Here is a 24391-nt window from a genome sequence, read left to right as displayed (position 1 = left end):
AAATGGAAAACAATAAAAAAAACTTAAGATTATTTTTTGTAGTACTATTTTGTAGTACATTATTACTAATCAATTATTCATGCAGTAGTGATAAGGTTGCTGTTAATGAAATTTCTGAAGAAGAAGAAGAAATTGTTACTATTATTGATGACACAGATTTTGAAGCCACAGACTGGACAACAGAAACACACAGTAAAGATGTTAATCCAAATTTCGATGAAGTATTTCAAGACAATACGGTAAAACGAATTGATATTGTAATTGCAGAAGAGCGCTGGGAGGCTATGATGGATAATATGACAGAGTTATTTGGAGCTTTTGGAAGTGATTCAGGCTCAACTGGAGGCGGTCCAGGTGGAGGAATGGGTAATTTATTTGGTCCTGATGAAGACCCTCTTTTTGTGCCGGCTGAAGTGTTTTATAATGATATAGAATGGTACAGAGTTGGTGTTCGATTTAAAGGAAATTCAAGCTTAAAAAACACATGGGGAAGCGGTAGTTTAAAACTGTCTTTTAAGCTGGATTTTGATGAATTTGAAGACTCGTATCCACAAATTGACGACCAACGCTTTTATGGATTAAAAAAATTACATCTAAAAAATAATTACTTTGACGATTCGATGTTAAGAGAAAAAGTAGCTGCAGATGTATTTAATAATTTTGGGTTAGCTTCCCCTCTTACAGCATTTTACACTGTATATGTAGATTATGGAGACGGCCCAATATATTTTGGATTGTATACCATGGTTGAAGATATAGAAGACACTGTTTTAGAGACGTATTTCTCAAGTGACGAAGGAAATTTATACAAACCCGAGGGAGACGCTGCAAGTTTTGAGCAAGGTACTTTTAATGAAGAAGAATACGAAAAGAAAACCAATGAAGACGAAGGAAATTATTCCGATGTTTCTAACTTATTGTCTGTTATAAATGATAACTCTAGAACTACTGACCCGACAACTTGGAGAGCCAATCTTGAGGCTATTTTTGATACCGATGTTTTCCTAAAGTATTTGGCCGCAAATACAGTGATTCAAAACTGGGATACTTATGGAAAAACAAAGCACAATTATTATTTGTATAACAACCCAAACACCAATAAATTAACGTGGATTCCTTGGGATAATAACGAATCATTACAAGAAGGAAGATTAGGAGGTTCTTTACCACTAGATTTTTTGGGGTTAAGTAGTAGTAGTTGGCCATTAATTGGGTATTTATATGAAGATGAGGTTTATAAAGCTAAATATGAGGTTTATTTACAAGAACTAGTAGATGATGCTTTTAGTGTAAATAATATCCAATCTCAATATGCTACATATTCGACATTAATAGAGTCTTATGCAACTTCAGAATTAGATGGGTATACTGTTTTATCCAGTAGTTCCGCTTTTTATTCAGAGGTGAACAAACTAAACACACATGTGTCAGAAAGAGTTACTGATGTAAATGATTATTTGGGTGATTAACGTTTAATTGGTTATATAATAAACTTTTTTATTAAACTATTTCAAAAGTTCATTGTCTTAAAGGAAAACAATATGAAAAAAATATTTTTAGGAATAAATGTTTTCACATTAATATGTATTCTAGGTTGTTCAAAAGGAGAAGATAATTATGAATCTATAGATTTATTGGAACCTATAGACCCATTTGCAGAGCCAAATCTACCAGAATCATATTTCAATTATGCTGATATTCAGCTGCCAAGCTATTATACTGCTGATGAATTTCCGTCACAATTTCAATTTCAAGCACCAAGTGAATATGATAATACCCCAAGTGATAATTTAATAACAAATTCTGGAGCAACATTAGGGCGAGTACTTTTTTATGACGAAAAACTAAGCGCCAATGGTACTGTGTCTTGCGCTTCGTGTCATCAAGCAGAACATGGATTTTCTGATTCAAACATGTTTAGCGAAGGATTTGAAGGTGAGCTTACGCGAAGACATTCTATGAGCATTGTTAATGCACGATTTTATGCTCAGGGAAAGTTTTTTTGGGATGAACGTGCCGCAACATTAGAAGAACAAGTGCTTATGCCTTTTCAAGATGATGTTGAAATGGGATTAAGCCTTGAAGAATTGGTTAGTATTGTAAATGAACAAATTTATTATACACCTTTATTTGAAGATGCCTTTGGAGACAAAACCATTACGAGTAACAGAATTTCTAAAGCTTTAGCTCAATTTATAAGAAGCCTGGTAAGTATAACTTCTATATACGATGAAGCAAGGAGTGAGGTGGAGTCTCCTCTAGATGATTTTCCTGCATTTACTTCACAAGAAAATGAAGGTAAGCGTCTCTTTTATTTACCACGAACTTTAACAAATGGGGAGAGTGGAAACTGTGTAGGGTGTCATCAAACAGAAGCCTTTATTGGGCCAGTACCAACATTTTCAGGTTCAACAAATAATACATTTACCACAAGTAACGGTTTAGATGCAACTTTTACTAATGATTTGGGTGTTAACGAATCAACAGGTAATCCAAATGATATTGGGAAATTTAAGTTTCCTTCTTTAAAAAATATAGGAGTTCGTCCGCCTTATATGCATGATGGTAGGCTTGCTACTTTAGAGCAAGTTATTGAGCATTACAGTTCTGGGATTAAAAATCATTCAAATTTAATATCGCCATTAGTAAATTCAACTGGACAAGTAGGGCGATTTAATTTTACTGAAAAAGAAAAAGAAGCCCTAGTTGCTTTTTTACACACATTAACAGATAATAAAATGTTAACAGATGAAAAATATAGTAATCCTTTTAAATAATATTAAGAAATTATTTTTTGCAATCATAATAGTTACAATCTATAGTTGTAGTACAGATAAAGTCACTAATGAGGTGGATGTTGATACAGATAATACAGATTCTAATGAAAATACACCAAATATTCTATTAATTATTGCAGACGACATAGGTAAAGATGCTATTAATGGTTTTTCCGAAGGAAATATAAAACCTAATACACCAAATATTGATGCTATAAGAAATTCTGGTTTATCTTTCACTAATTTTTGGGCATACCCAACGTGTTCGCCCACCAGAGCAACTATTCTAACAGGGAAATATGGCTACCATACTGGTGTAAAATGGGCAGGAGATGAGCTTGATTTATCTGAAAAGAGTTTGCAAAAATATATAAATGAAGAAACTAATAATAAATATTCAACAGCCTTAGTTGGTAAATGGCATTTATCAGGAAGTAATTCATCTTTCAACCCAGAGGTTTATGGAATAGATTATTTTTCAGGCCTTATAAGAGGTGAGGCACAAAGCTATTACAATTGGTTATTAACAGAAGATGGTACTGGAAATCTAGAAAATGAGTATACAACTAAGAAATTTACGGATGTAGCCATAGATTGGATAAGTAAGCAAAATAAACCATGGTTTATGTGGTTGGCTCATAACGCACCTCATACACCTTTTCATGCACCACCTGTAGAAATGCATAACCAAGGAAATTTACCTGATTATGAAGAAGGTATGGATGCTATGCCGTATTTTATGGCGGCAATAGAAGCGCTAGATTTCCAAATAGGAAGATTATTAGAAAGTATTCCAACAGATGAGCGTGAAAACACCGTAATTATATTTCTTGGTGATAATGGAACACCAAATGAGGTAGCTCAAGAACCATATCTGGGTTCTACAGCAAAAGGCTCTTTGCATCAAGGAGGAGTAAATGTTCCTCTTTTTATTTCTGGAAAAGGAGTTTCTAGAACAGGAGACATAAACAATCTAATTACAAGCACAGATTTGTTTGCAACAATCGCTGAAATAGCAGGAATATCTGTTAGTGAAATTAACGATAGTAAAAGTTTTAAACCGTTATTTACTCAAGATGCTGCTATAAGAAATTTTCAATATGCCGAATCTAATAATAGAAAAGAGGCGTGGGTAATAAGTAACGGAAGTTATAAACTTTTTGAAAATGTTGATGGAGATAAGGAGTTTTTTATTTTAGATAATGACCCTTACGAGAATAATAATTTATTAAATGGGGTTTTAACTACAAATGAGACAAATGCCAAACTAGGATTAGAAGCGCAACTATTAGAAATAAGGAAATAAAAAACTAAACCTTTGTTTTGTCAAGAGTATAAGCCTTAAAGAAAAAAAATTGCCCAATTAAATCTAGACTATATTATGAAAAAGTGCCCAAGCCCCAAAATCGTTATCTTAACAAGTCTTTCACTTTTTTATTGGTCACAAATTTAGTTAAAACTATGCACTTTTGTGCATCTCACTTTAGGTTCTAAAATTTTTTATCTTTTGTTAATGTCTCATCAAAGAATAAACGCTCATGTAGTATCAAGGTTAACGGTTCATATAGTTTGGAGCACAAAATATCGTTATTCAGTTTTAAAAGGAGATATTCAGATTCGCTGTCGTAAATTATTGATACAGATTTGTGATGCTGAAGATATAATTATATTGAAAGGAGTTGTCTCACAAGACCATGTTCATATGCACATTGAATATCGTCCATCACAAAATATTAATACCATAGTAAAGCGTCTAAAAGGGAGAAGTTTAAGAAAATTGCAAGAAGAGTTTCCGGAATTGAATAAAAGATATTGGGGTAGGCATTTTTGGGCCATTGGATTTGGGTGTTGGAGCACAGGTAATATTACTGATAAAATGGTGAATGAGTATTTAGAACAACATAGAACATCAAAAAATGATAGTGATGATTTTATACTTGAATAATCACGTATTGCTGACTTTAGTCAGATTCAAAAACCTATGGACTTCCAGTCCATAGTGGTTTAGTTTAATGGAGGTTTATATAATTTGTATCTTTATGATTATAAAGACGAGCAAATTATATTTTTAATAAGTTCTTTTAAAGAATAGTGTGCAATTAGGTGAACACGTGTTTATAGGAATTACGAAATAGCAGTAAACCTAGGTGGTATGGGAGATTTGAACTAAGTCTGCCACCCCGACAAAAAGCCTTTAAATCATTTGATTTAAAGGCTTTTTTAATTATTTAATAATAGAAATAGACCAATTTTAGATCTATTAAAGGCACATCATATAGGCCGTTATTGCTTCTTTTTCTTTTTTAGTTAATTTTAATTCTAAAATTATATTGAAAAACTCTGTTGCATCATCTAATGTTGGTAACCTACCGTCATGTAGGTAAGGAGGGGAATCTTTTATGCCCCTTAGAGGAAATGTTTTTATTGGCCCTTCAGGTCTTCCATTGTAAAAACGCTCAACTTTTAAATCGTGTAAATAGTCATCTACAAAAGCAGGACCACTATGGCATGTGAAACATTTAGCTTTACCATTAAATAGCTTTTCTCCTAATAATTCTTGCTTTGTTGATTTTTTTGGTATTAAATTTCCCATAGCATCAAGTTTTGGGGCAGGCGGAAAGTCTAGCATCGAATTAAAGTCTCCCATTCTATTAGATAGTGCTCTTTGCAGACCTCTTTGTCCTATATGTTGCTGCATACCTGGATCTCCATCAAAGTATTCTTCTACTTCTGCAAAATGATCCATACTACGTATAGAACGTTTAGACCCTAATTGCATAGCGTTAAAATTACCTCTCATAGTTGGAGTATCTACACGAAGACGTGCTAAGTTTGGTCTACTATCAGGTCCTAATTCAATTGCCCCATTTGTATGGCCATTAACATGACAAGAAAAGCAAGAAACCCCTGCGCTAGGTTCTTTGGTAACCCTATGTTGTGTATGGTTAAACCAAGTGGTAGGTGTAGGTGTTAATAACTCATTTAAACCTTCCATTTGTTCAGGAGTTAGGAGTCCATTAAATATTTCAAAGTAATTACTTAGTGTAATTTCTCTTCCTTTAGATACATCTCCCAGCTCTTTATGGTTTGATAAGAACATTGGTGGTGGAAATTCTGGTAAGTACTCGTCTGGAAAATCATGGTCTACATCAATTCTATCATGTTCTGGGTGTGCTTTATTCCAATTACTAGGAAAAAGCATATGCGCTGTTGAGTGTAATGGGTGTGCCAAAGGCATAAAAGGGAATAGTTCTAGACTTTTAATTTGGTCTGGGGTATAATTATCTAAATCTTCAAAAGAAGAGATACCTTTTGGAAGTCTTGTAATTGGACCTTTCATTATTGGATTTCTTCCTCCAGACATCATTTTTCCTTCATATGCTTCGCCACTGAAATTAAATCGGGAATTCATATATTTTTTAACATCAGCCATTAACTCAGGCTTTTGTTTTTCATGGAATTTTAACCAATCTTCCCATGGCATGGGTAGGTCAGGTTTAGTAAATGAACTTTTTCCTTTTCCGCCATAACGCCACAAATCAAAAGGAGTTCGTTCTCCTTTTTTAACATTAGGATACGGTATTAAAGAATCTATATGACCAGAGCCAAGTTCATAGTCAGGCTCTATATAATCTTGTACCACAGCGCCAGGAGATTGTAATAAATGTAGTTTGTTATTTACGATCTGAAAGCTTAAAAGTGCTAATGCCAATATTACTATGGCATATTTATACTGTTTTTTCATTTTGATATTTTATTTGGTGGTTATTTTTAGAAAAGACAATTATTAGCCCACTAATAATCACAATATTTTTAAGAATATATTGTCCTATTATACTAAAGCCAAAAGGTGGATTGTTAAATGTTATTTCTGTCATTAAAAAAAATGGAGCAAAGGTTCCAAACATATGAATAAAAACTAAATACATTAGTGGTTTGGTTTTAAGCCTAATTATAAGAGATATACCAATAAAAACTTCCACTATAGCTAAAACTATAATTAGAATATTATTATCTATGGCATGAAAAACTAAAATTGATAATGTTTTTGCAGCTAAACCTTCAGCAGGGCTCCAATTAGGAAAGAATTTTAACAGACCAAACCATAAGTATATTATGCCTATAGAAATGGTTAGTATATTGACTTGATTTTTGCCAAAAAAAAAGTTTAACTTCTCTACAATGCTGTTTTTTAAATAGGTCATAATCATAAATTTATTGTAGATTTAAACCAATAATAACAATTACTTTTTTTCGATTTATATGAAATTGACGAAATAGAAGTTTTAAATGGTGAAATATAAAAATTAAAGGACTAAATTTTTATGAGGTGTTTAATTGTTGATGACGACCCTTTAGTTTGTGACTTATTAGAGCATTTTTGTTCTAAATTAAATATGGGTATTGAGGCTACGATTGCGACATCGGGTTTTGAATCCATTAATTTAATTAATCAAAGTAATTTTGATTTTATTCTTCTAGATTATGATTTGCCGGACATAACAGGTAAAGAAATTTTATCTATAATTAAAGAAGATACTTCTGTAATTATGATTACTTCTAATAAAGATTTTGGTCATGAGTCATATAACTATAACCAAATTGTTGATTTTTTATTAAAACCTATAGAGTACTTACGATTTTGTAAGAGTATTGAAAAGATTAAAAAAAGTGCTAGACCCAAAGATCATTTTTTTTTAAAAGATGGTACAGGACTCACTAAAGTTTTAATTAATGATTTACTTTATATTAAATCTGCTGGGAATTATTTGGAATTTGTGATGCCAAATAAAAAAGTAATGACCATTATGACTGTTAAAGATGTTCTCCCTAAATTAACATCTAGTTTTCAAAGAACGCATAGGTCTTACATAGTGAATATGAATAAAGTAGAAAAAGTTACAACTAACGGAATAAATATTAGGAATAGTATAATACCACTAAGTAAAACTTTTGAGACATCATTTATGTTAAAACTTAATCTTTTAAATTAAGAAGCAATTCATTTCTTAAATAGCACAATATATATAGAATATTATTTTTTAGTTCTATAGAGTTATTTAAAGTAATTTCATTAATATTTACCTTAAGTAAGTAATTTATATTTTTAAGCTCCAAAGAAGTTACATGCGTAATTATTTTGTGCTTAATAGCTTTCCACTCCTCCTTGTCTTTAGATATAATTACGTTTAAAATACGGTCATAGTAATTTTCAAATTCATGGATTAATATGTGTAGATAATTATTAATTTTTTGGCTATTATTATCGTATTGTTTATAAATATTATGTAGCTGAGGAACATCATATATAGTACTACACATATTAGTAATTATGCTATCTATAAGAAGTTCTATTTTAATTGGTTTTTGTACTAATGAAGTTTTAAGATGTTTTACATCTGTTTTTTGAAAAGCAGAAAAAGCTAAAACAGGTGTTTTTTGTTTGTATAGTTCATTGTTAACATAGGTAATAATATTTGTAGAACCCAGCATTAAATCTGTTAGTATTAAACTAAATTGTTGATTGGCTAAAAAATTATTAGCCTCTTGTTTAGTGCTGGCAGACTTAACAGTTATTCCAAGAGACTCTAATGTGTTTTTAATAAGAATTTGTGAGGACAAATCATCTTCAATATGAAGTATAGAGCAATTTTTTATAATTGTGGGGTATAGGTAATTAGTATTTGGATGCGGTTCTTTTGTTAAAGATGCTTCTTCTATAGGAATACTAAAACTAAATGTTGAACCTTGCCCTAAAATTGAATTTACTTCTAATGTGCCATTAAATAAATCTATAATTTTTTTAACAATAGAAAGCCCTAAACCAAACCCTTCTTCTTTAGTTATATGGTTGTTTTTTTCACGGTAAAATCTTGTTTTAATTTTTTCAAGATTTTCTGGTTTAATGCCCTGTCCTGTATCAACAATTTTAATTATTAATTGGTTGTCTTTCTCTTTACCATAAATAGAAACATATCCTTTAGAAGTATATTTTATACTATTTACTAATAAATTAGTTACTATTTGTTCAAACCTTAAGCTATCCAACAAATAGGATTTGTTTTTTAAAGAACTATCGGTTATTAAATTAACTTTTAATCCCTTTTTAATAGCTTTAAAGGTGTAATTAGAAACTATAGTTTGTAATAATTCATCAATATTCGTTTTTTGGAATGTAAGAGATATTTTTCCTTCTTTTAAGCGTTGTTCATCTAAAATATCATGCATTAATCCATTTAAATTATTGGCACTTCTTTCTAGAGCATTTATGATTGGTTTTTGAACTTCAGATGGTTTGTTTTTGTTTAAGAGATTTACTAAACCTAATATGGCATTTAAAGGTGTTCTTAACTCATGGCTCATATTTTGTAAAAATTCATTTTTATCTTTTACAGCTTCTTTTTCTCTTTTTAAAGAACTCTTTATTGTTTCTAAATTAGAGTCAATATTACTTTTCATTTTTAAATAGGTCAAAGCAAGTATGCCTATTTCGTCTTTACGGTGTATAATTTTTTTTAAGTAAGTATTAGAGAAATTTTTGTCATTATAACTGCTAATGGCAGAGGTTATTTTACGTATTCTTAGGACAAAATAATAGGCATAAAAACAAAAGATTACAAAAATTACAATACAAATTATAAAAACCGTGTATATGGAGTATTTGTTAAGGTAGCCTACATTTGCAAAAATCTTTTTTTTACTTGCAATAGACACTATATATAAACTGTTTATTCCACTGGAATAGGTTATTTTTTTTGATATATATATGAATTTTTGATGATCAAAATCTACTAAAGTATTGTCTTTGTTCTTAGGGTTTAATACACTTTCTAGTTTACCCTTATATTTTCTTTTAAAATTAACGCCTGTTTTATTCTGCTTACCAAAACAGTTCTTAATGTCATCATTATATTTATAATCTCCTAGAGAATCTATAATTACAGTCTTAACTTCTTGTTTATTAATTTGTGAAATTTCTTCATAGAATATAGAAAGGTCAACATTTATTATAATTAAAAATGTAACATTTCCGTTTTGATCATAAAGTTTACTTATAGCTCTAAGAGTTGGCTTTAAAGGTTTTGTTATTTTTCCATAGTCTTCATTTAAGCTAACTTCTGAAAAATAAAAAGGTTCTTTTACTTTTAATGCATTTTTATAGTAGTCTTTACTTCCTTTAAATTGTAATTTTTCTTTAGGGGTTTTATGAATAGAATCCAGATGTTTTTCAAACTTTATTAATTCTTTTCCATTGTCGTTGACACTTAAAAGTCGAATTTGAAAGTAGTTTGGTTTTTCACTTAAAACTATGGGCCAAAATTTGGTTATATTTTTATAATCAATAATGTTATTACTGTTAGTTGTGCGCTCAACACTAATGTTTTTAGATATAAGAGATATATCATTCTTTATCTCTTTTAACATTAAGTAAAAAGATTTTTCTACAATATTAGAAGCATGAGTTAGTCTTTCTTGACTATGAATCTTAATGGTGTTTGTAGCTTTTTTGTTAATAAGGAAAATAGAAAGAATAAGAACAATAGTTAAAATAAGAATAAAAAGGATACCCGATTTAACAATAATTGAGCGACTAAAATTTATTTTCTTTTTTGAAAAAAAAGGATCCTTTATGGAATTCATATTTTTAAGACAAGAATAGTTATAAACTTAATAAGAAAAAAGATTGGTATTTTATAAGATTAGTAATTTTAAAGATATCAATTTTTAAATTATAATTTATCTTGGTTTAAATTAACGGTATTGTTTTTTATAAAAAAAATATTTTCATTTTTCAGGGTATCAAATAGAGGATTGGAACCGATCAGTTATTCTTAAAAACCTATTAAAACTAAAGTTTTTCAGAACCAGCCTTACATTATTCCCAATAAAATATCAAATATTGAAACACAAAAAAAATTAGATTTAAGTACTACTAATAGTAAAGAACTGCGAGGTGAAAAAATCAAGGTAACAAATTAGTAATAATAAGCTCTATTTTGGCATATTATTAGATAAGGAATAACTTTGTTTAGCAATTTCAAGTTCTTCATTCGTTGGGACTACTAAAATACGAGCCCTACTATGTGAGGAGCCTATATCTCTAATACCATCTATTTTAAGATTGTTCTTTTCAGTATCTAATTGAATATTAAAACATTCTAAACCTTCACATATTAATTTTCTTAAGGTGCTAGAGTTTTCACCAATACCAGCAGTAAAAACTATAGCGTCTAGACCAGACAGTACTGTAATATAGGAACCAATATATTTTTTAATTCTATAAGCAGATAGTTGTAGTGCAAGAATACAATCGCGGTTTCCTGCTTTTGCTTTTTCTTCAATTTCACGAAGGTCAGAATGCCCCGTGAGACCCAAAAGCCCACTTTCTTTTTGTAGTATATTACTAACTTCCTGCCCTGTAATGTTTAAGCTTTCCATCATATAAAAAATGATAGATTGGTCTATATCTCCACAGCGAGTACCCATTACCAAGCCATTAGTAGGGCTAAAACCTAAAGAATGGTCTATACTTTTGCCATTTTTAATTGCAGTAATACTACAGCCATTTCCAAGATGTATTGTAATTATTTTACTTTGTTTTTTTTTGAGAATTGAATTTACTTTTTCTGAAACATATTTATGACTTGTACCATGAAAACCATATGCTCTAATTTTGTGCTTTAAAGCTATATCTTTAGGGATAGCGTAGGTATATGCTATTTCTGGTAATGTTTGAAAAAAAGCAGTATCAAAAACTGCAATTTGTTCAGCATCTTTAAATACATTCATAGCAACTCTAATACCTTCTGCATTAGCAGGATTATGTAATGGCGCTAAAAAAGACAATGCTTCTATTTCTTTTAAAACTTCTAGCGTAACCTTTGTTGGTGCGTTAAATTTACTACCACCATGCACTACTCGGTGTCCTACCATGTTAATATCAGAAACAGAAGAAATTAATTCCTGTGAAGGATCTAATAAAAATTGAGAAATTTTATCTAGTCCATCACTATGATTAGGTATTTGTGTTTTTTCTTTATTAGAATAACTGCCCTTGTTATAACTAAAAATACTGTCCTCTAGACCTATACGTTCTAATAAGCCTTTACACAAAACTTTTTCAGAGGGCATTTGTATAAGTTGAAATTTAATGGAAGAGCTACCTGAATTAATTACTAATATGTTCATTAATTAAATTTAAATTATTGTTCCTGAGCTTGTATTGCGGTTACTATAACGGTATTAAAAATATCTTCTATGGTACAGCCTCTACTTAAATCGTTAACCGGTTTATTTAAACCTTGGAGTATTGGACCAATAGCTAAAGCCCCTGTTTCTCTTTGTACCGCTTTGTACGTGTTATTTCCGGTGTTTAAATCTGGGAAAATTAATACAGATGCTTGTCCTGCTACTTTAGAATTAGGTAATTTGTTTTTACCAACTATAGGGTCAACAGCTGCATCATACTGTATAGGACCTTCCACATTAAGGTCTTTTCTTTTTTCCTTAACTAAATCTGTAGCCTGGCGTACACGGTCTACATCTTCTCCAATACCTGATGCTCCAGAAGAATAAGAAAGCATTGCAATTTTGGGATCAATATTAAAAGCTTTTGCGGTATCTGCAGAGGATATTGCTATCTCTGCAAGTTCTATAGCTGTAGGATTTGGGTTTATAGCACAGTCTCCAAAAACAGAAACTCTATTTTCTAGACACATAAAAAAGATAGAAGAAACTATAGAGCTATTTGCTTTTGTTTTTATAAACTGCAAGGCAGGTCTAATAGTATGTTGCGTAGTGTGTATTGCTCCGGACACCATGCCATCTGCATCTCCTTTGTAAACCATCATAGTTCCAAAATAGGAAATATCTTGCATTAAATCTTTTGCAGCGTCCATAGTTATGCCTTTGTGTTTTCTGAGCTCAAAAAGCGTAAGAACATAATCGTCAAATTTACTAGAAGAACAAGGGTCTGTTATTTCAATACCTTTTAAATTTAGACCATGGAGAATTGCATTTTTTTCAATCTCTTCTTTATTTCCTAATAAAATTAAATCTACCACTCCGGTTTTTTGTAAGTTAGAAGCAGCTTGTAGTATTCTCAAATCTTCACCTTCGGGTAATACAATTCTTTTTTTAATTGCTTGTGCTCGTAAAGCCAAATTATACTGGAACATTCTAGGAGTTACTATTTTTGGTTCATAGGTTTCCAGTTTTTCCAGTATCTCTTGTCTGTTTATATGCTTATTAAACAAGGCAATAGAAGTATTTATTTTTCCTTTGTTTTTTGCGTAAATTTTAGATTTAATATTCCCAACTGCATTTGTAGTGGCAAAAGTACCTTGCTTTACAGATAAAATTGGCACACTAGGCTCGGAACCTTCTAAGAGTTTCATTATAGATTCTTCAGGTTTAATACCACCAGTAAGTAAAATTCCAGAAATAGAAGGATAGTTTGCAGAGGAATTTGCTTGCAAAGCCCCTAAAATTATATCGGATCTATCACCAGGAGTAATAACCAAACCATTAGCACTTAAATGTTTTAGATAATTAGCCAATTGCATAGCACCTACACCAAAACTTCCGGTTTGGTTGTTTAAATAATCTTCTCCAAAAAGTACTTCGGCCATTAAAGCATCTCTTATCTCCATCATGGTAGGGTGGGATAATTCTGGATGTCTAGGAACTGAATATATAGAGGTTCCACGGTCTAATTCTCTAGAAATTTCAGTTAGTACAAGTTCCGTATTTTCAGGCCTTGTTTTATTCGCAATTACACCAAGAATATTTAAACCTTTGTCTTTATAAGAGCGTACCGCAGATACGACACTACTACAAAAATCTTTTAAGGATTTACCTTTTGCATTATCTACTAAAATAACAGGGGACCCCAAGTTTTTTGCTATATCCCTGTTTAGGTCTAATTCTATTACATTGTTTTCTCTATAAAAATCTGTTCCTTCAATTAAAATAAAGTCAAAACGTTTTTCTAAAGTTTTATAAGTATTGATAATCCTGTCCAGAATTTCACTGCTTTTTCCTTCATTATAAAGTTCTAAGACTTCATCTTGAGTTAAGGCGTAAGATTCTTTGACAGGAATATCAATATTAAAATGGTTAATTACCGTTTCAATATGATTATCGGCTCCATTGGAGTTTACTTGGTCAATAACAGGTCTAAAGTAGCCTACCTTTCCCATTTTACCTAGTAACATTTCCATTAGTCCTAAAACTACTAGAGATTTACCGCTATGGGCTTCTAAAGTAGCTACATAAAGTGATTTTACCATTTTAAATTATTATAAAGTGATAGTTTTTTGTTTATAATTATAAGTGAGCTAAACCTTGATGAGTGTCAATTAACGGCCCACCATGCATAATCTCATTAGAAGCTTGATCTATAAATTTATCAAAATTTAAATGAAAAGAGTGTGCTAGTTGTATTGCTTTACTAACATATGCACCTTTTTGTAACCAAGTGTTCATTGGGTCTAGTATTTCTGAAGGTACATCGTGTATATATTTTGGCATATGAAGCCCAAACACAGGATGCTGTTCATAATCTACATCATTAAGAGCTCCTTTCATAGCCTCTGTAATCATAGTTCTTGTATAGCGTAACTTTATTCTTGAGCCTACACCATAAGGTCCGCCGCTCCAACCAGTATTTACTAGCCACACATTTACGCCAGCTTCGGTCATTTTTTTACTTAACATCTCTGCATATACTGTAGGGTGTAATGGCATAAAAGGTTCCCCAAAACAAGCAGAAAAAGATGGCACTGGTTCTGTAATACCAGCTTCTGTACCAGCAACTTTAGCCGTGTATCCAGATATAAAATGATACGCAGCTTGTCCTGGTGTAAGTTTAGATATTGGAGGTAAAACACCAAAAGCATCACAAGTTAAAAAGAAAATATTTTTAGGATTTTTAGCAAATGAAGGTTGCATAATGTTATCTATATGATGTATAGGATAACTAACTCTTGTATTTTGTGTAATAGAAGTATCTGCATAGTCTACCTCTTTAGTTCCTTTTTTAAAAACAACGTTTTCTAGCATAGCTCCTGGGCGAATTGCACGAAAAATGTCTGGTTCTTTTTCTTCTGTTAAATCTACAACTTTAGCATAGCAGCCACCTTCAAAATTAAAAATTGTATTCTCAGCAGTCCAACCATGTTCATCATCTCCAATTAGTTTGCGATTTGGATCTGCAGATAATGTAGTTTTTCCTGTACCAGAAAGCCCAAAGAAAATAGCAGTTTCACCATCTTCACCTACATTAGCAGAGCAGTGCATAGGTAAAACATTTTTTTCTACAGGTAAAATAAGGTTAAGCGCACTAAAAATTCCTTTTTTCATTTCTCCAGCGTAAGCAGAACCACCTACTAGTGCAACTTTTCTTGTAAAGTCTAAAATAGAGAAGTTTCCTTGACGTATTCCTAGAGCTTCAGCATTTGGTGTTTCATAACCTGGTGCACATAATACTAACCAGTCTTCAGAAAAATCTGCATACTCAGAATCTTTTAGCCTTAAGAACATATTATTTACAAAGTAGTTAGACCATGGATATTCTGCTATAGTCCTAACATTTAAACGATATTCAGGGTCAGCACAAACATAACCGTCATGGATATAAATTTCTTTATTAGATAGGTAGTTTACAACTTCGTTATATAATTGGTTAAAGCTATCAGAACTAATACCTTTATTGGTTCGGTTCCAAAACACTTTATCTTTAGTATAATCATCTTTTACGATGAAGCGATCTTGCGGAGACCTACCAGTAAATTTACCAGTATTTATACAAAGAGTACCATTCTCAGTCTCTGTTCCCATCCCTTTTTCTACAGTTATTTTTTGGAGCGTATCTGCATCTAAATTCCAGTGAACATTTGCATCTTTAATACCATACTTGTCTAGGCTAGAGTTAATAGGTTTTTTTGTCATTGTTTCCATAATATCCTGATTTTTAAGTTATTAATTAAAATGGCCAAAATAATGGCACTAAAAATATTGTTGTAATAAAAAATAGAAAGAGTAGTGGTGCTCCAACTTTTACATAATCTAGGAATTTGTAACCTCCAGCAGCCATAACCATAGCATTGGTTGTAGTGCCAACAGGAGTTAAAAATGCTGTGGATGCTGATACTGCTACGACAATCATAAATGGTTTAGGGGAAACCCCTAGTGTAGTAGCGGCAATTAAAGCAATTGGAGCCATTAGAACAGCAGTAGCCGAATTATTTATAGTTTGACTAAAAGCAGTTGTTAATAAGAAAATGCCTCCTAAAAGCATGGTAGGGTTTATAGCTCCTAAGTTTGTTACAAGACTATTTGCAGCCCATTGCGCTACACCTGTTTTTTGTAATGCTACTCCCATAGGAATCATTGCAGCAATCATAACTACACTTGTCCAGCTTATGCCTTTATATGCTTTGTTAATAGGAACACAGCCAGTGAGCATTAATATTCCAGCACATACTAGTGCAGCAATTGCTCCAGGCAAAATTTTAAATACTAATAGTATAATCATTAAGATTAAGGTACTTAGTGCTATATAGGATTTAAGAGTAAGCTTATCTACATTTTTTGCCATTGCTTCTGGGTTACCAGATATAACAACATGTTCGTATTCTTGCTGTAAATCTTCTATAGCATCCCAAGAACCTCTAATTATAAAAGCATCTCCTGGTTTTATTGTTACTTCTTCACCTACTAGTGGAGCATTATCACGAGATACGCCTAAAAGTTGAATGCGATTTTTATCTAAATAGCTTCCTAAAGGAACTTTACGTCCTACAAAAGCAGAATTTGGAGTGATAAGCATTTGCGAGAGGCCTACTTCTTGATTAATGAGCTCTTCTTTTAATTCTGAATTTGTATGTTTAAAAGGAATAATTCCTAATTTATATTTACGCATTATAGCGTCAATATTCTTAGCTTTTCCTTTAACGGTTATTATATCATGATAACGCATTTGGGTCTTAGGTTCAGGAAACTCTACAAATTCGGGAACTCTTTTTAACGTATTAGGATGTCTTCTGCGCAAACGCATAATGGTTACTTTATAATTCTCCTCAAAATTCCAATCTTCAATTTTTGTGTTAATAAGAGGAGACATAGAGCGAATACGAAAACGGTACATATTATCCCCAATACTATAATCTTTAACCCACTTGTGCATTTCAGAATCTATGTCTATTGGACGGTCTTTTGTTTTGTTTGATGGTAAAAGCCTATGGCCTATATATCTAAAATAAAGTAGAGCAATAATTAAAAGAGGAACTCCTATTAAACCAAATTCGAAAAAAGAAAATCCTTCTAAACCAGCTTCTACCAAAGCATTACTAGCTATAATATTTGGTGGTGTTCCTGTTAAGGTTAGTAAACCTCCTGTATTAGAACCAAAAGCAATAGGCATTAATAGTTTAGAAGGTAATGTACCCGCGTTCCAAGCCGCGGATACAGTTACAGGTAATAAGGCCGCTACGGTTCCAGTATTACTTACAAATCCAGAAAGTATACTGGAGCCCATAGTTACAATGATTAGTAACTTAGGAATACTGTTTCCAGCCCATTCTACAAACTTTTTACCTGCCAAAGCTGTCCAGCCAGTTCTGGAGAGGCCTTCACCAATTATAAATAATGCAGCAATCATTATTACTGTAGGGTTACTAAAACCACTTAAAGTCTCTTTTAAATTTAAGACACCAGATAAGTAAAGAGTAAGCATAGATAAAATGGCTACAACATCTGGCGGATATTTTCCCCAGATAAAAAGTAGTATGGTAATACTTAAGATTATAGTTATGGTTAGCAAGGTTTTATTTTTTTAGAATTAATTATTCAATAGTTAACACAGGTACTGTAGCTTTTAATACTAATTCCTTTGTAAGCAAACCATCAGACGGAATAGCTTTTTTTGTGTGGTTTCTAGGTAGAATAGCAATCATATCTATATCATGTTCATTGACATAAGAAAAAATTCCTTCAACTATATCTGGGTTTTCTATAAAGGTGTGTTCACTATAAAAATTCTCTAGATAGTACATTAATGTATTTTCATTTTTTTCATCACTTTCTGTATATCCAAAAGTTCCTGGTTCATTTTGAATAGTTAAGACATGAACTTTAGCGTTAAACTTTTGAGAAATACTTAAAAGGGTTTTTAAAGCAGTAGGTTTATCAATTTCATTTTTTCCTAAAACCAAACTAATATTCTTTATTTCTTGCTTTTTAGTATCTTCAGGAACTACTAAAATTGGATATTTAGATTCTTTAACAAGTTTGGAGGTTAAAGAAACATCCTTATTTAAGGACCACCCAGAAGTACCCATAATAATTAAATCAGATTTTTTTTCTTCTTGAGCTTCCATTATTACATCTGTAACAGGACCATCCCAACCTAATGACCATGTCATTGGAATTTTAAGCTTGTTTTCATATTTTTTGGAAAGACTTTCATAAGTGTCACGCATCTTATCATTATCTGCATTATTAGATACATGGATGAGGTTTATATTAATCTTTTCATCTGCTACAAATTGTACTGCATAGTCCAAAGCTTTATCTGCACTTGTAGAATAATCATAGGGTACTAATATTTTAGATATTGTGTTCATGATAACTTTGTTTTTAGGTTTATTTAAATATTCTATTCAAAAGTAAATTGCATTCTTTTTTTAAAATGTGATATATGTCATGTTCTCATTTTAAACCTGTTAGATGTATGATTTTTAACTTTATGTTAACCTAAATTTTATATACTACAAATTCTAAACATGTCATATGTCATGTTTTGATGAGTACATATTTTAAAAATTTGTGCTTGATTCTAAAGAAGAGTTTTTGTAATGATAAAATTTAGAAAAAGAGCAGATTACAACAGATTAAATAAAACTTTTAAAAAGGGTGTAACAATACTATTACTACTTGTTTCCTTTTTTAATTATGCACAGGATCAAGAAGACTTGTTAGGGTCTTGGTTTATACTTTCTGGAAGTAATAAAATATCTAATAAATTTAGTATTCCAACTTTGAGTATTTTAAGACATTATAAGCTTATTAGTAATTATGAGTTTGCTTTTTTTAGGACAGGATTAACCTATGCGGTAAAAAAGAATTTCCTAACTACAGTAGGAGTAGCATATTTAGATTCTGAAGCATATATAGGTAATGAATTTGGGGGGCATACCAAGCAGTTTTGGGTTTATGAAGAATTAGTATTTAAATCAAAATATAAAAACACATTAATTTCTAATAGAATACGATTAGAATCTCGTTGGATAGATAAAGTAGGGGAGAACCTTGTAAATAATAGAATTAGATATAGGTTGCAAGCAAAAATTCCTTTAGAAAATTCTTTTTACTTTAAAATATCTAATGAATATTTTGTAAACCTAAAAGCACCGCACTTTAATCAAAATAGATTTTTTATTGGGTTGGGATATAATTTAACAAAGAGTGTAAAAGTAGATGTTGGGTACATGAAAAATACCTTTAAAAAAAGTAATTATGACCGTATACAGTTAGCCGTATATTTTAAAACAGATTTTAGAAAAAACAAGTAAGGTAAATTTATAGCCTCCCAATAAATTCAGATAAGTTTACAGATTTTTCTAGATTCATTTTTTTTCTAAGCCTATAGCGAGAGGTGTTTACGCTTTCCATAGAAATCCCTAAAAAATGAGAAATTTCTTTACTAGAGAATTTAAGTTTTATTAGTGCACACAATCTATGATCACGCTGTGTTAATTCAGGAAAGGTTTCGGTTAGTTTTCTGTAAAAAACTTTATTAACAGAGATAAAACGAGCATTAAACTCTTTCCAGTCTAGGTTTTTGTTAATTTTTATTTTTGTTAGTATTTTGTTTATTTCTCTTTTGTTACTGGGGTTTAGTTTTCCTAAAGAGTTCTTTATTTCAAGGATAAGTTCATCTTTTTGTACTAATTGAAGAGCAGAACTTGTTAGTTCTCTATTCTTAAAAGCTAAAATCTCTTCGTTTTTTTCCCTGCTTAATTGTTGCTTATTTAAATAATCAATTTTTTCAGATTTTCTTCTTTTGTGTAAATACCAAATAATAACTCCAGAAATAATAAGTAAGGATAGTATAGATACAATTAATGCTATATTTCTAAAAAAAAGTATTTTTTGTTGTTGTTCAAGCTTGTTTACTCTTGCTACTTCTAGTTTTTGTTTTTGTTTTTCATTTTCAATACGGTGAGCATCTTTAATTTCTAAGATATCAGTATTACTAAAACTTCTTGCTCCAAACAATTGTTCGGTTAAATTTTTAGATAATTGTAGGTTTTTATAGGCTAAATCTTTTTTATTTATTTTTAAATATAAATCTCCCAATTTCTGATATAAATTGGGAATATAATTAGAATGACTCTGGTATTTTTTTGAAAAATAAAGGGATTTTAAATAATAATACTCTCCTTTGTTATACTGATCTTTTTTAACATAGATGTCTCCTAAAAAAGAATAATATATAACTTGGTATTCTGGAAAATTAGATTTAAAATAACTTTCACTTGGTAATAATAAATTAATTGCTAAATCATATTTTCCTTCATGATAATAAATGTATGCTTGTTCCGCATTAAGAAATTGATATGTTTTTTTAGAAATTTTATTATACATAATACGGCAGCTATCTAAATACTTTTTTGCTAATCCGTAGTTGCCTTGTTCTCTATTATGACTAGACATAATGTAATATGTGTCATTTAAAGCTTTGTATTTTTTTATGGAGTCTTTTGATTTGCTTTTTGCTGTTTTTAACGATAAATTAAAATATTTTTCTGCTTTTTCACCTCTTCTAAAAATACTATATAGTAGCCCTAATTTTCTATAGATGGTAATTTTATGAACACTATCTGATATGGCATTAGAGTATATTAAGGCTTCCCAATAGCCATCATAAGCTTTAGAGTAATTACCAGTAGTAGTATGTATTTTAGAAGCTTTAATAATGGTATTAATAGCATTTGTAGTATCTCCAATTTTTAAACCCTCTAATTTGTCTTTATTATAAATGTATAATAAACTATCATAGTTTGTGAATTTTGAGTTTAAAGAAGTGCCATCTATTTCTAAAGAGATATTTTTATTCTGAGCCTTAGAATTTTTAATAGTAAAAATGATAAATAATAGAATTACGATGTATTTTATTTTCATTTTTATATGAGTTTAATGTAAGTGAAATAATATTAAAAATACATATCATTAATTAATTATCAAAAATTATGTCATTCTTTTATTTTATTAAAATTATGATTATCAGTATTTTAGGTTGTATTTTTTTTGTTTTGTCTATATCTAATCTATTGCCTTTATTTAAAAGTCTAGTGTGTAACTATATCTAATTTTAGATTTATTAGTATTTATCAAACATATTTGGCATAATTCTGAGAGCTTTAACTATGTGTTTGTTACTTTTTTAAAGTGTTTGCTTTTTTCAAAGTTATTACTCTTAGTTTACTATGTCTCAAAAATGATTTTTGAGCATTAGCTTTTTACTCATTCATTTATAATAAAAATAGTAACTATAAAAAAACCAGGTTATGTTAAAAATTATGCATCAAAATTTAAAAGTAAGTGTGGCAAGTATGGTAATTATATTGTGCTTCAGTTCTTTTGGAACTTTTAAAGAATTAAAAAAAGAACCCTTAAATACAAAACTAAATATGAATACAAAAACTGCAATAGTTACTGGTTCTAATAGAGGTATGGGACTTGGTTGGGTTAAGCATTTTTTAAAAGAAGGGTATACCGTTATAGCAACTACACGTAAACCAGAAAAGGCAAGCGATCTTCTTGCACTTAAGAAGGAGTATAAAAAACAGTTATTAATACAAAAATTAGATGTAACCAATGAGGAAGATATGCTAGCGTTGGGAGAGTTGTTAAAAAAGAAAAAGATTAAAATAGATGTTGCTATTAGTAATGCAGGAGTTACTGTTGAAGAAAAATTTGGAGAATGGACATCAAAGTCTTTTCTCGCAAATTATAAAGTAAACACTATGGGTGCTGCTTTTTTTGCACAAACAATTTCTCCATTTTTAGCAGAGGGTTCTAAATTGGTTCAGTTGTCTTCAGGGCACGGTGCAATAGGTACACATGCAAAAAGAATGACAGGTAAAATAGATGCTTATGGAGTAAGTAAAGCAGGTGTTAATATGCTAACAAGAAAATTATCTTTTATATGGCAAGACCGTAAAATTATTGTTGTGTCTATTACTCCTGGAGGAGTTAAAACAGATATGAATCAATACGGAAAATTATCTGTATCCGAAGCTATTCCAATTATGTATAAAACAATAGCAAACCTTACTATAGAAAATAGTGGAACTTTTATTAATAACACAGGCAAAGTAATGTCTTGGTAACTACCTTATTCTAATTATATGAAAATTTAGGATTTTAAAAACGTTTCTAATGGAACGCTAGAATTTAACACCCTTTTTTTAAGTAAAAACCAACCTAATGATAAAGAAATTATTAAAAAAAGCTTCTGAAATAGAGCCTCACGAGATAAAGGCGACAACATTGTCTTTTTTACTTGTTTTTGTGTTAATGTTGGCTTATTATATTTTAAGACCGGTGAGGGATGCTATGGCAAGTGACTGGACTGATGCAGAAGTTAGTCAACTATGGACACTAAACTTTTTTATAAGTACAGGTGTAGTAGCGCTTTATGGTTTAGCTGTTTCAAAGATAAAGTTTAAAAGTCTTGTACCTGGAGTTTATGCTTTTTTTGCAATTTCTTTTGTTCTTTTTTATTTTTTCATGTCTACTATAACAGATAGGGTGCTTATTGAAAAATCTTTCTATATATGGATAAGTGTGTTTGGAATGTTTCATCTTTCTGTTTTTTGGAGTTTTATGTCTGATTTATTTAATAAAGATCAAGCCAGACGTCTTTTTGCTACTATAGCAACAGGGGCAAGTGCAGGAGCTTTAATAGGGCCAATGATACCTACCATATTTGCAGGAATATCAGGAACAGATAATTTGGTGTTAGTAGCATCTGTATTACTTCTATTTGCTATTCCAATAATAGTATACTTGTCTAAAATTAAGGTAGAGGTATTTAAAAATGAAGATACTACTACAGATATGGGTAAGTATAAAATAGGAGGAAACCCATTTGCAGGTTTTAAGTCTTTTGTAACCAATCCATATTTATTAGCTATTGGAGTATTTATTTTGCTTTATACCATGATAAGCACCTTTGTATATTTTGAGCAAAAAAATTTACTGGCAGAATATGATAGAGCAACCCGAACACAAATTTTAGGAAGTATAGATTGGATTGTAAATGTTTTAACATTTGGGATAGCATTTTTTGCAACTTCAAGAATTGTAAAAAATATTGGTATGGGGTATACTTTAGCTATTATGCCATTAATTGTATGCGCAGGTATTTTAGTATTAGCTTTTGCTCCAATCATAGTAGTTTTATTGGCACTTCAAGTTGGCCGTAGAGCAGGCAATTATGCTATTACAAAGCCTGCTAGAGAAATGCTTTTTACAGAGGTAGATAAGGAAACTAGATTTAAGGCTAAACCAGTAATAGACGTTGTGGTTTATAGAGGAGGAGATACGGTAACTGCTTGGATATTTACAGGCTTAACAGAAGGTCTTGGGTTAGGATTTGCTGCAGTTGGTGTTATTGGAGCAGGAATAGCAGCTATATGGGCAGGTGTAGGTATATATATGGGAAAACTTTATAATCGCAAAAAAACCAAAGAATAGCCACTAGTTTATCTTTTATTTATCGAAAAATTATATTAAATAAATTTTATTATTATGTTTTATAAAAAATTATGTTCGTATTTAAATAGTAATACATTAAGAAAAATAATTGGTTTTATTCCAATATTTTTATTTCTTTTTATAGCTCAAGTATCTAACAGTCAAGAAAATAAGAAAACTTCCGTATTGGTAGTTCGCGGGGGTCATCCTTATGACACACCAGATTTTGAAAACATGTGTAATAGCCTAGAAGGTGTCCATGTAGATTTAGTGTTAGATGCACATTTTAAAGCAATGAAACTAGATAAGATTAAAGAAAAATATACTGCTATTTTATTCCTAAATCAGAATAAATATTATGAGGAATCTGAGAAGACAAAAAAGAAATATGTAGAATTAACTAATGAGGGTATTGGCATGGTTTTTCTTCATTTTACATTATCTTCTCAGCCTAACTGGAATAAATATCATGAAATAATAGGCGGTAAGTGGTTTTTAGGAAGCCATACCAAAGATAAGAGTAAAGTTTCCACTTATTTTATAGACTTAAAGGTAGACGTTAAGGTATCAGACAAAAAGCATCCAGTAACAAAAGGGATAAAGGATTTTACTATGACCGATGTTTTTTATGGTAAAATTCATATGGAGCCGGGAGTACATGTTTTACTTGATTCAGATAATACCGATATAGCTCCTATTGCTTGGACTCAAAAATATAATAAATCTAAGATAGTTTATATAATGCCCGGATATTCTAAAAAAGCTTTTGAAAATTATTCTTATAAAAAGCTAATATCTAATGCGTTAAAGTATGTTGGCTATATGGAATAAAAGAATTAACTATTTTT

General features: G+C 30.6%; 18 protein-coding genes. 9 read left to right on the top strand and 9 right to left on the bottom strand.

Annotation, left to right across the window (positions count from 1 at the left end; all coding sequences use genetic code 11):
- Positions 1 to 2 precede the first annotated feature (2 nt).
- The 4 genes from CLV91_RS13865 to tnpA all read left to right on the top strand — a co-directional run bounded on the left by CLV91_RS13865 (position 3) and on the right by tnpA (position 4722).
- Positions 3 to 1469, top strand: coding sequence for a CotH kinase family protein (locus tag CLV91_RS13865; RefSeq protein ID WP_121068819.1), 1467 nt, complete (start codon positions 3 to 5; stop codon positions 1467 to 1469).
- A 72-nt stretch (positions 1470 to 1541) separates the two neighbouring features.
- Positions 1542 to 2777: a cytochrome-c peroxidase gene (locus CLV91_RS13860; protein ID WP_121068818.1), complete on the top strand. Its 1236-nt coding sequence runs from the start codon at positions 1542 to 1544 to the stop codon at positions 2775 to 2777.
- A complete protein-coding gene (locus CLV91_RS13855) occupies positions 2749 to 4083 on the top strand; it encodes a sulfatase-like hydrolase/transferase (RefSeq protein WP_121068817.1) in 1335 nt (444 codons plus the stop codon). Before CLV91_RS13860 ends, CLV91_RS13855 begins: the two co-directional genes overlap by 29 nt.
- A gap of 207 nt (positions 4084 to 4290) precedes the next feature.
- Positions 4291 to 4722 (top strand): IS200/IS605 family transposase, encoded by a 432-nt coding sequence (gene tnpA, locus CLV91_RS13850; protein WP_121068816.1) that lies wholly within the window; start codon positions 4291 to 4293, stop codon positions 4720 to 4722.
- Positions 4723 to 5037: 315 nt separating this feature from the next.
- Here the strand turns inward: tnpA and CLV91_RS13845 are convergent, their stop codons facing one another.
- A complete protein-coding gene (locus tag CLV91_RS13845) occupies positions 5038 to 6522 on the bottom strand; it encodes a cytochrome C (RefSeq protein ID WP_121068815.1) in 1485 nt (494 codons plus the stop codon).
- On the bottom strand, positions 6506 to 6982 hold the full coding sequence (locus tag CLV91_RS13840) for a DoxX family protein (protein WP_121068814.1): 477 nt from the start codon (positions 6980 to 6982) through the stop codon (positions 6506 to 6508). Before CLV91_RS13840 ends, CLV91_RS13845 begins: the two co-directional genes overlap by 17 nt.
- A gap of 120 nt (positions 6983 to 7102) precedes the next feature.
- Between CLV91_RS13840 and CLV91_RS13835 the strand changes: the two genes are divergently transcribed.
- A complete protein-coding gene (locus tag CLV91_RS13835; RefSeq protein WP_121068813.1) occupies positions 7103 to 7771 on the top strand; it encodes a LytR/AlgR family response regulator transcription factor in 669 nt (222 codons plus the stop codon).
- On the opposite strand, the gene CLV91_RS13830 is transcribed toward CLV91_RS13835, so the two are convergent.
- From CLV91_RS13830 to CLV91_RS13805, 6 genes are all read right to left on the bottom strand, one after another.
- On the bottom strand, positions 7755 to 10418 hold the full coding sequence (locus CLV91_RS13830) for an ATP-binding response regulator (protein ID WP_121068812.1): 2664 nt from the start codon (positions 10416 to 10418) through the stop codon (positions 7755 to 7757). The genes CLV91_RS13835 and CLV91_RS13830 overlap by 17 nt on opposite strands.
- Positions 10419 to 10769: 351 nt before the next feature.
- Positions 10770 to 11966, bottom strand: a complete 1197-nt coding sequence (locus CLV91_RS13825) for an acetate/propionate family kinase (protein ID WP_121068811.1) — start codon at positions 11964 to 11966, stop codon at positions 10770 to 10772.
- Between the two features lie 14 nt (positions 11967 to 11980).
- Positions 11981 to 14068: a phosphate acetyltransferase gene (pta, locus tag CLV91_RS13820; RefSeq protein WP_121068810.1), complete on the bottom strand. Its 2088-nt coding sequence runs from the start codon at positions 14066 to 14068 to the stop codon at positions 11981 to 11983.
- A 37-nt stretch (positions 14069 to 14105) separates the two neighbouring features.
- On the bottom strand, positions 14106 to 15737 hold the full coding sequence (pckA, locus tag CLV91_RS13815) for a phosphoenolpyruvate carboxykinase (ATP) (RefSeq protein ID WP_121068809.1): 1632 nt from the start codon (positions 15735 to 15737) through the stop codon (positions 14106 to 14108).
- Positions 15738 to 15762: 25 nt separating this feature from the next.
- Positions 15763 to 17601, bottom strand: coding sequence for an SLC13 family permease (locus CLV91_RS13810; RefSeq protein WP_121068808.1), 1839 nt, complete (start codon positions 17599 to 17601; stop codon positions 15763 to 15765).
- 22 nt (positions 17602 to 17623) lie between these two features.
- Positions 17624 to 18403, bottom strand: a complete 780-nt coding sequence (locus CLV91_RS13805) for a universal stress protein (protein ID WP_121068807.1) — start codon at positions 18401 to 18403, stop codon at positions 17624 to 17626.
- Positions 18404 to 18634: 231 nt separating this feature from the next.
- Between CLV91_RS13805 and CLV91_RS13800 the strand changes: the two genes are divergently transcribed.
- On the top strand, positions 18635 to 19351 hold the full coding sequence (locus tag CLV91_RS13800; RefSeq protein ID WP_121068806.1) for a DUF2490 domain-containing protein: 717 nt from the start codon (positions 18635 to 18637) through the stop codon (positions 19349 to 19351).
- 7 nt (positions 19352 to 19358) lie between these two features.
- Here CLV91_RS13800 and CLV91_RS13795 read toward each other — a convergent pair whose 3' ends face one another.
- Positions 19359 to 20963 carry a helix-turn-helix domain-containing protein gene (locus CLV91_RS13795; RefSeq protein WP_121068805.1) on the bottom strand — a complete coding sequence of 535 codons (1605 nt, stop codon included), beginning with the start codon at positions 20961 to 20963 and terminating at the stop codon, positions 19359 to 19361.
- A 386-nt stretch (positions 20964 to 21349) separates the two neighbouring features.
- Between CLV91_RS13795 and CLV91_RS13790 the strand changes: the two genes are divergently transcribed.
- From CLV91_RS13790 to CLV91_RS13780, 3 genes are all read left to right on the top strand, one after another.
- Positions 21350 to 22174, top strand: coding sequence for an SDR family NAD(P)-dependent oxidoreductase (locus CLV91_RS13790; protein ID WP_121068804.1), 825 nt, complete (start codon positions 21350 to 21352; stop codon positions 22172 to 22174).
- 97 nt (positions 22175 to 22271) lie between these two features.
- On the top strand, positions 22272 to 23543 hold the full coding sequence (locus CLV91_RS13785; protein WP_121068803.1) for an NTP/NDP exchange transporter: 1272 nt from the start codon (positions 22272 to 22274) through the stop codon (positions 23541 to 23543).
- A 54-nt stretch (positions 23544 to 23597) separates the two neighbouring features.
- Positions 23598 to 24374, top strand: coding sequence for a ThuA domain-containing protein (locus CLV91_RS13780; RefSeq protein ID WP_121068802.1), 777 nt, complete (start codon positions 23598 to 23600; stop codon positions 24372 to 24374).
- Positions 24375 to 24391: the final 17 nt, after the last annotated feature.

It is taken from the genome of Maribacter vaceletii (assembly GCF_003634105.1).
Taxonomy (GTDB): Bacteria; Bacteroidota; Bacteroidia; order Flavobacteriales; family Flavobacteriaceae; genus Maribacter_B; species Maribacter_B vaceletii.
The sequence above is the reverse complement of the archived record's forward strand: the minus strand, read 5'-3'. Positions and strand labels throughout refer to the sequence as shown.

Bases quoted from the DNA above. Each gene is read 5' to 3' on its own strand.
- CLV91_RS13825 (WP_121068811.1), bottom strand. From the start codon at position 11,966: ATGAACATATTAGTAATTAATTCAGGTAGCTCTTCCATTAAATTTCAA.
- CLV91_RS13860 (WP_121068818.1), top strand. From the start codon at position 1,542: ATGAAAAAAATATTTTTAGGAATAAATGTTTTCACATTAATATGTATT.
- CLV91_RS13835 (WP_121068813.1), top strand. From the start codon at position 7,103: ATGAGGTGTTTAATTGTTGATGACGACCCTTTAGTTTGTGACTTATTA.
- pta (WP_121068810.1), bottom strand. From the start codon at position 14,068: ATGGTAAAATCACTTTATGTAGCTACTTTAGAAGCCCATAGCGGTAAA.
- CLV91_RS13800 (WP_121068806.1), top strand. From the start codon at position 18,635: ATGATAAAATTTAGAAAAAGAGCAGATTACAACAGATTAAATAAAACT.
- CLV91_RS13855 (WP_121068817.1), top strand. From the start codon at position 2,749: ATGAAAAATATAGTAATCCTTTTAAATAATATTAAGAAATTATTTTTT.
- CLV91_RS13840 (WP_121068814.1), bottom strand. From the start codon at position 6,982: ATGACCTATTTAAAAAACAGCATTGTAGAGAAGTTAAACTTTTTTTTT.
- CLV91_RS13785 (WP_121068803.1), top strand. From the start codon at position 22,272: ATGATAAAGAAATTATTAAAAAAAGCTTCTGAAATAGAGCCTCACGAG.
- CLV91_RS13805 (WP_121068807.1), bottom strand. From the start codon at position 18,403: ATGAACACAATATCTAAAATATTAGTACCCTATGATTATTCTACAAGT.
- CLV91_RS13780 (WP_121068802.1), top strand. From the start codon at position 23,598: ATGTTTTATAAAAAATTATGTTCGTATTTAAATAGTAATACATTAAGA.
- CLV91_RS13830 (WP_121068812.1), bottom strand. From the start codon at position 10,418: ATGAATTCCATAAAGGATCCTTTTTTTTCAAAAAAGAAAATAAATTTT.
- tnpA (WP_121068816.1), top strand. From the start codon at position 4,291: ATGTCTCATCAAAGAATAAACGCTCATGTAGTATCAAGGTTAACGGTT.
- CLV91_RS13790 (WP_121068804.1), top strand. From the start codon at position 21,350: ATGTTAAAAATTATGCATCAAAATTTAAAAGTAAGTGTGGCAAGTATG.
- pckA (WP_121068809.1), bottom strand. From the start codon at position 15,737: ATGGAAACAATGACAAAAAAACCTATTAACTCTAGCCTAGACAAGTAT.
- CLV91_RS13845 (WP_121068815.1), bottom strand. From the start codon at position 6,522: ATGAAAAAACAGTATAAATATGCCATAGTAATATTGGCATTAGCACTT.
- CLV91_RS13795 (WP_121068805.1), bottom strand. From the start codon at position 20,963: ATGAAAATAAAATACATCGTAATTCTATTATTTATCATTTTTACTATT.
- CLV91_RS13865 (WP_121068819.1), top strand. From the start codon at position 3: ATGGAAAACAATAAAAAAAACTTAAGATTATTTTTTGTAGTACTATTT.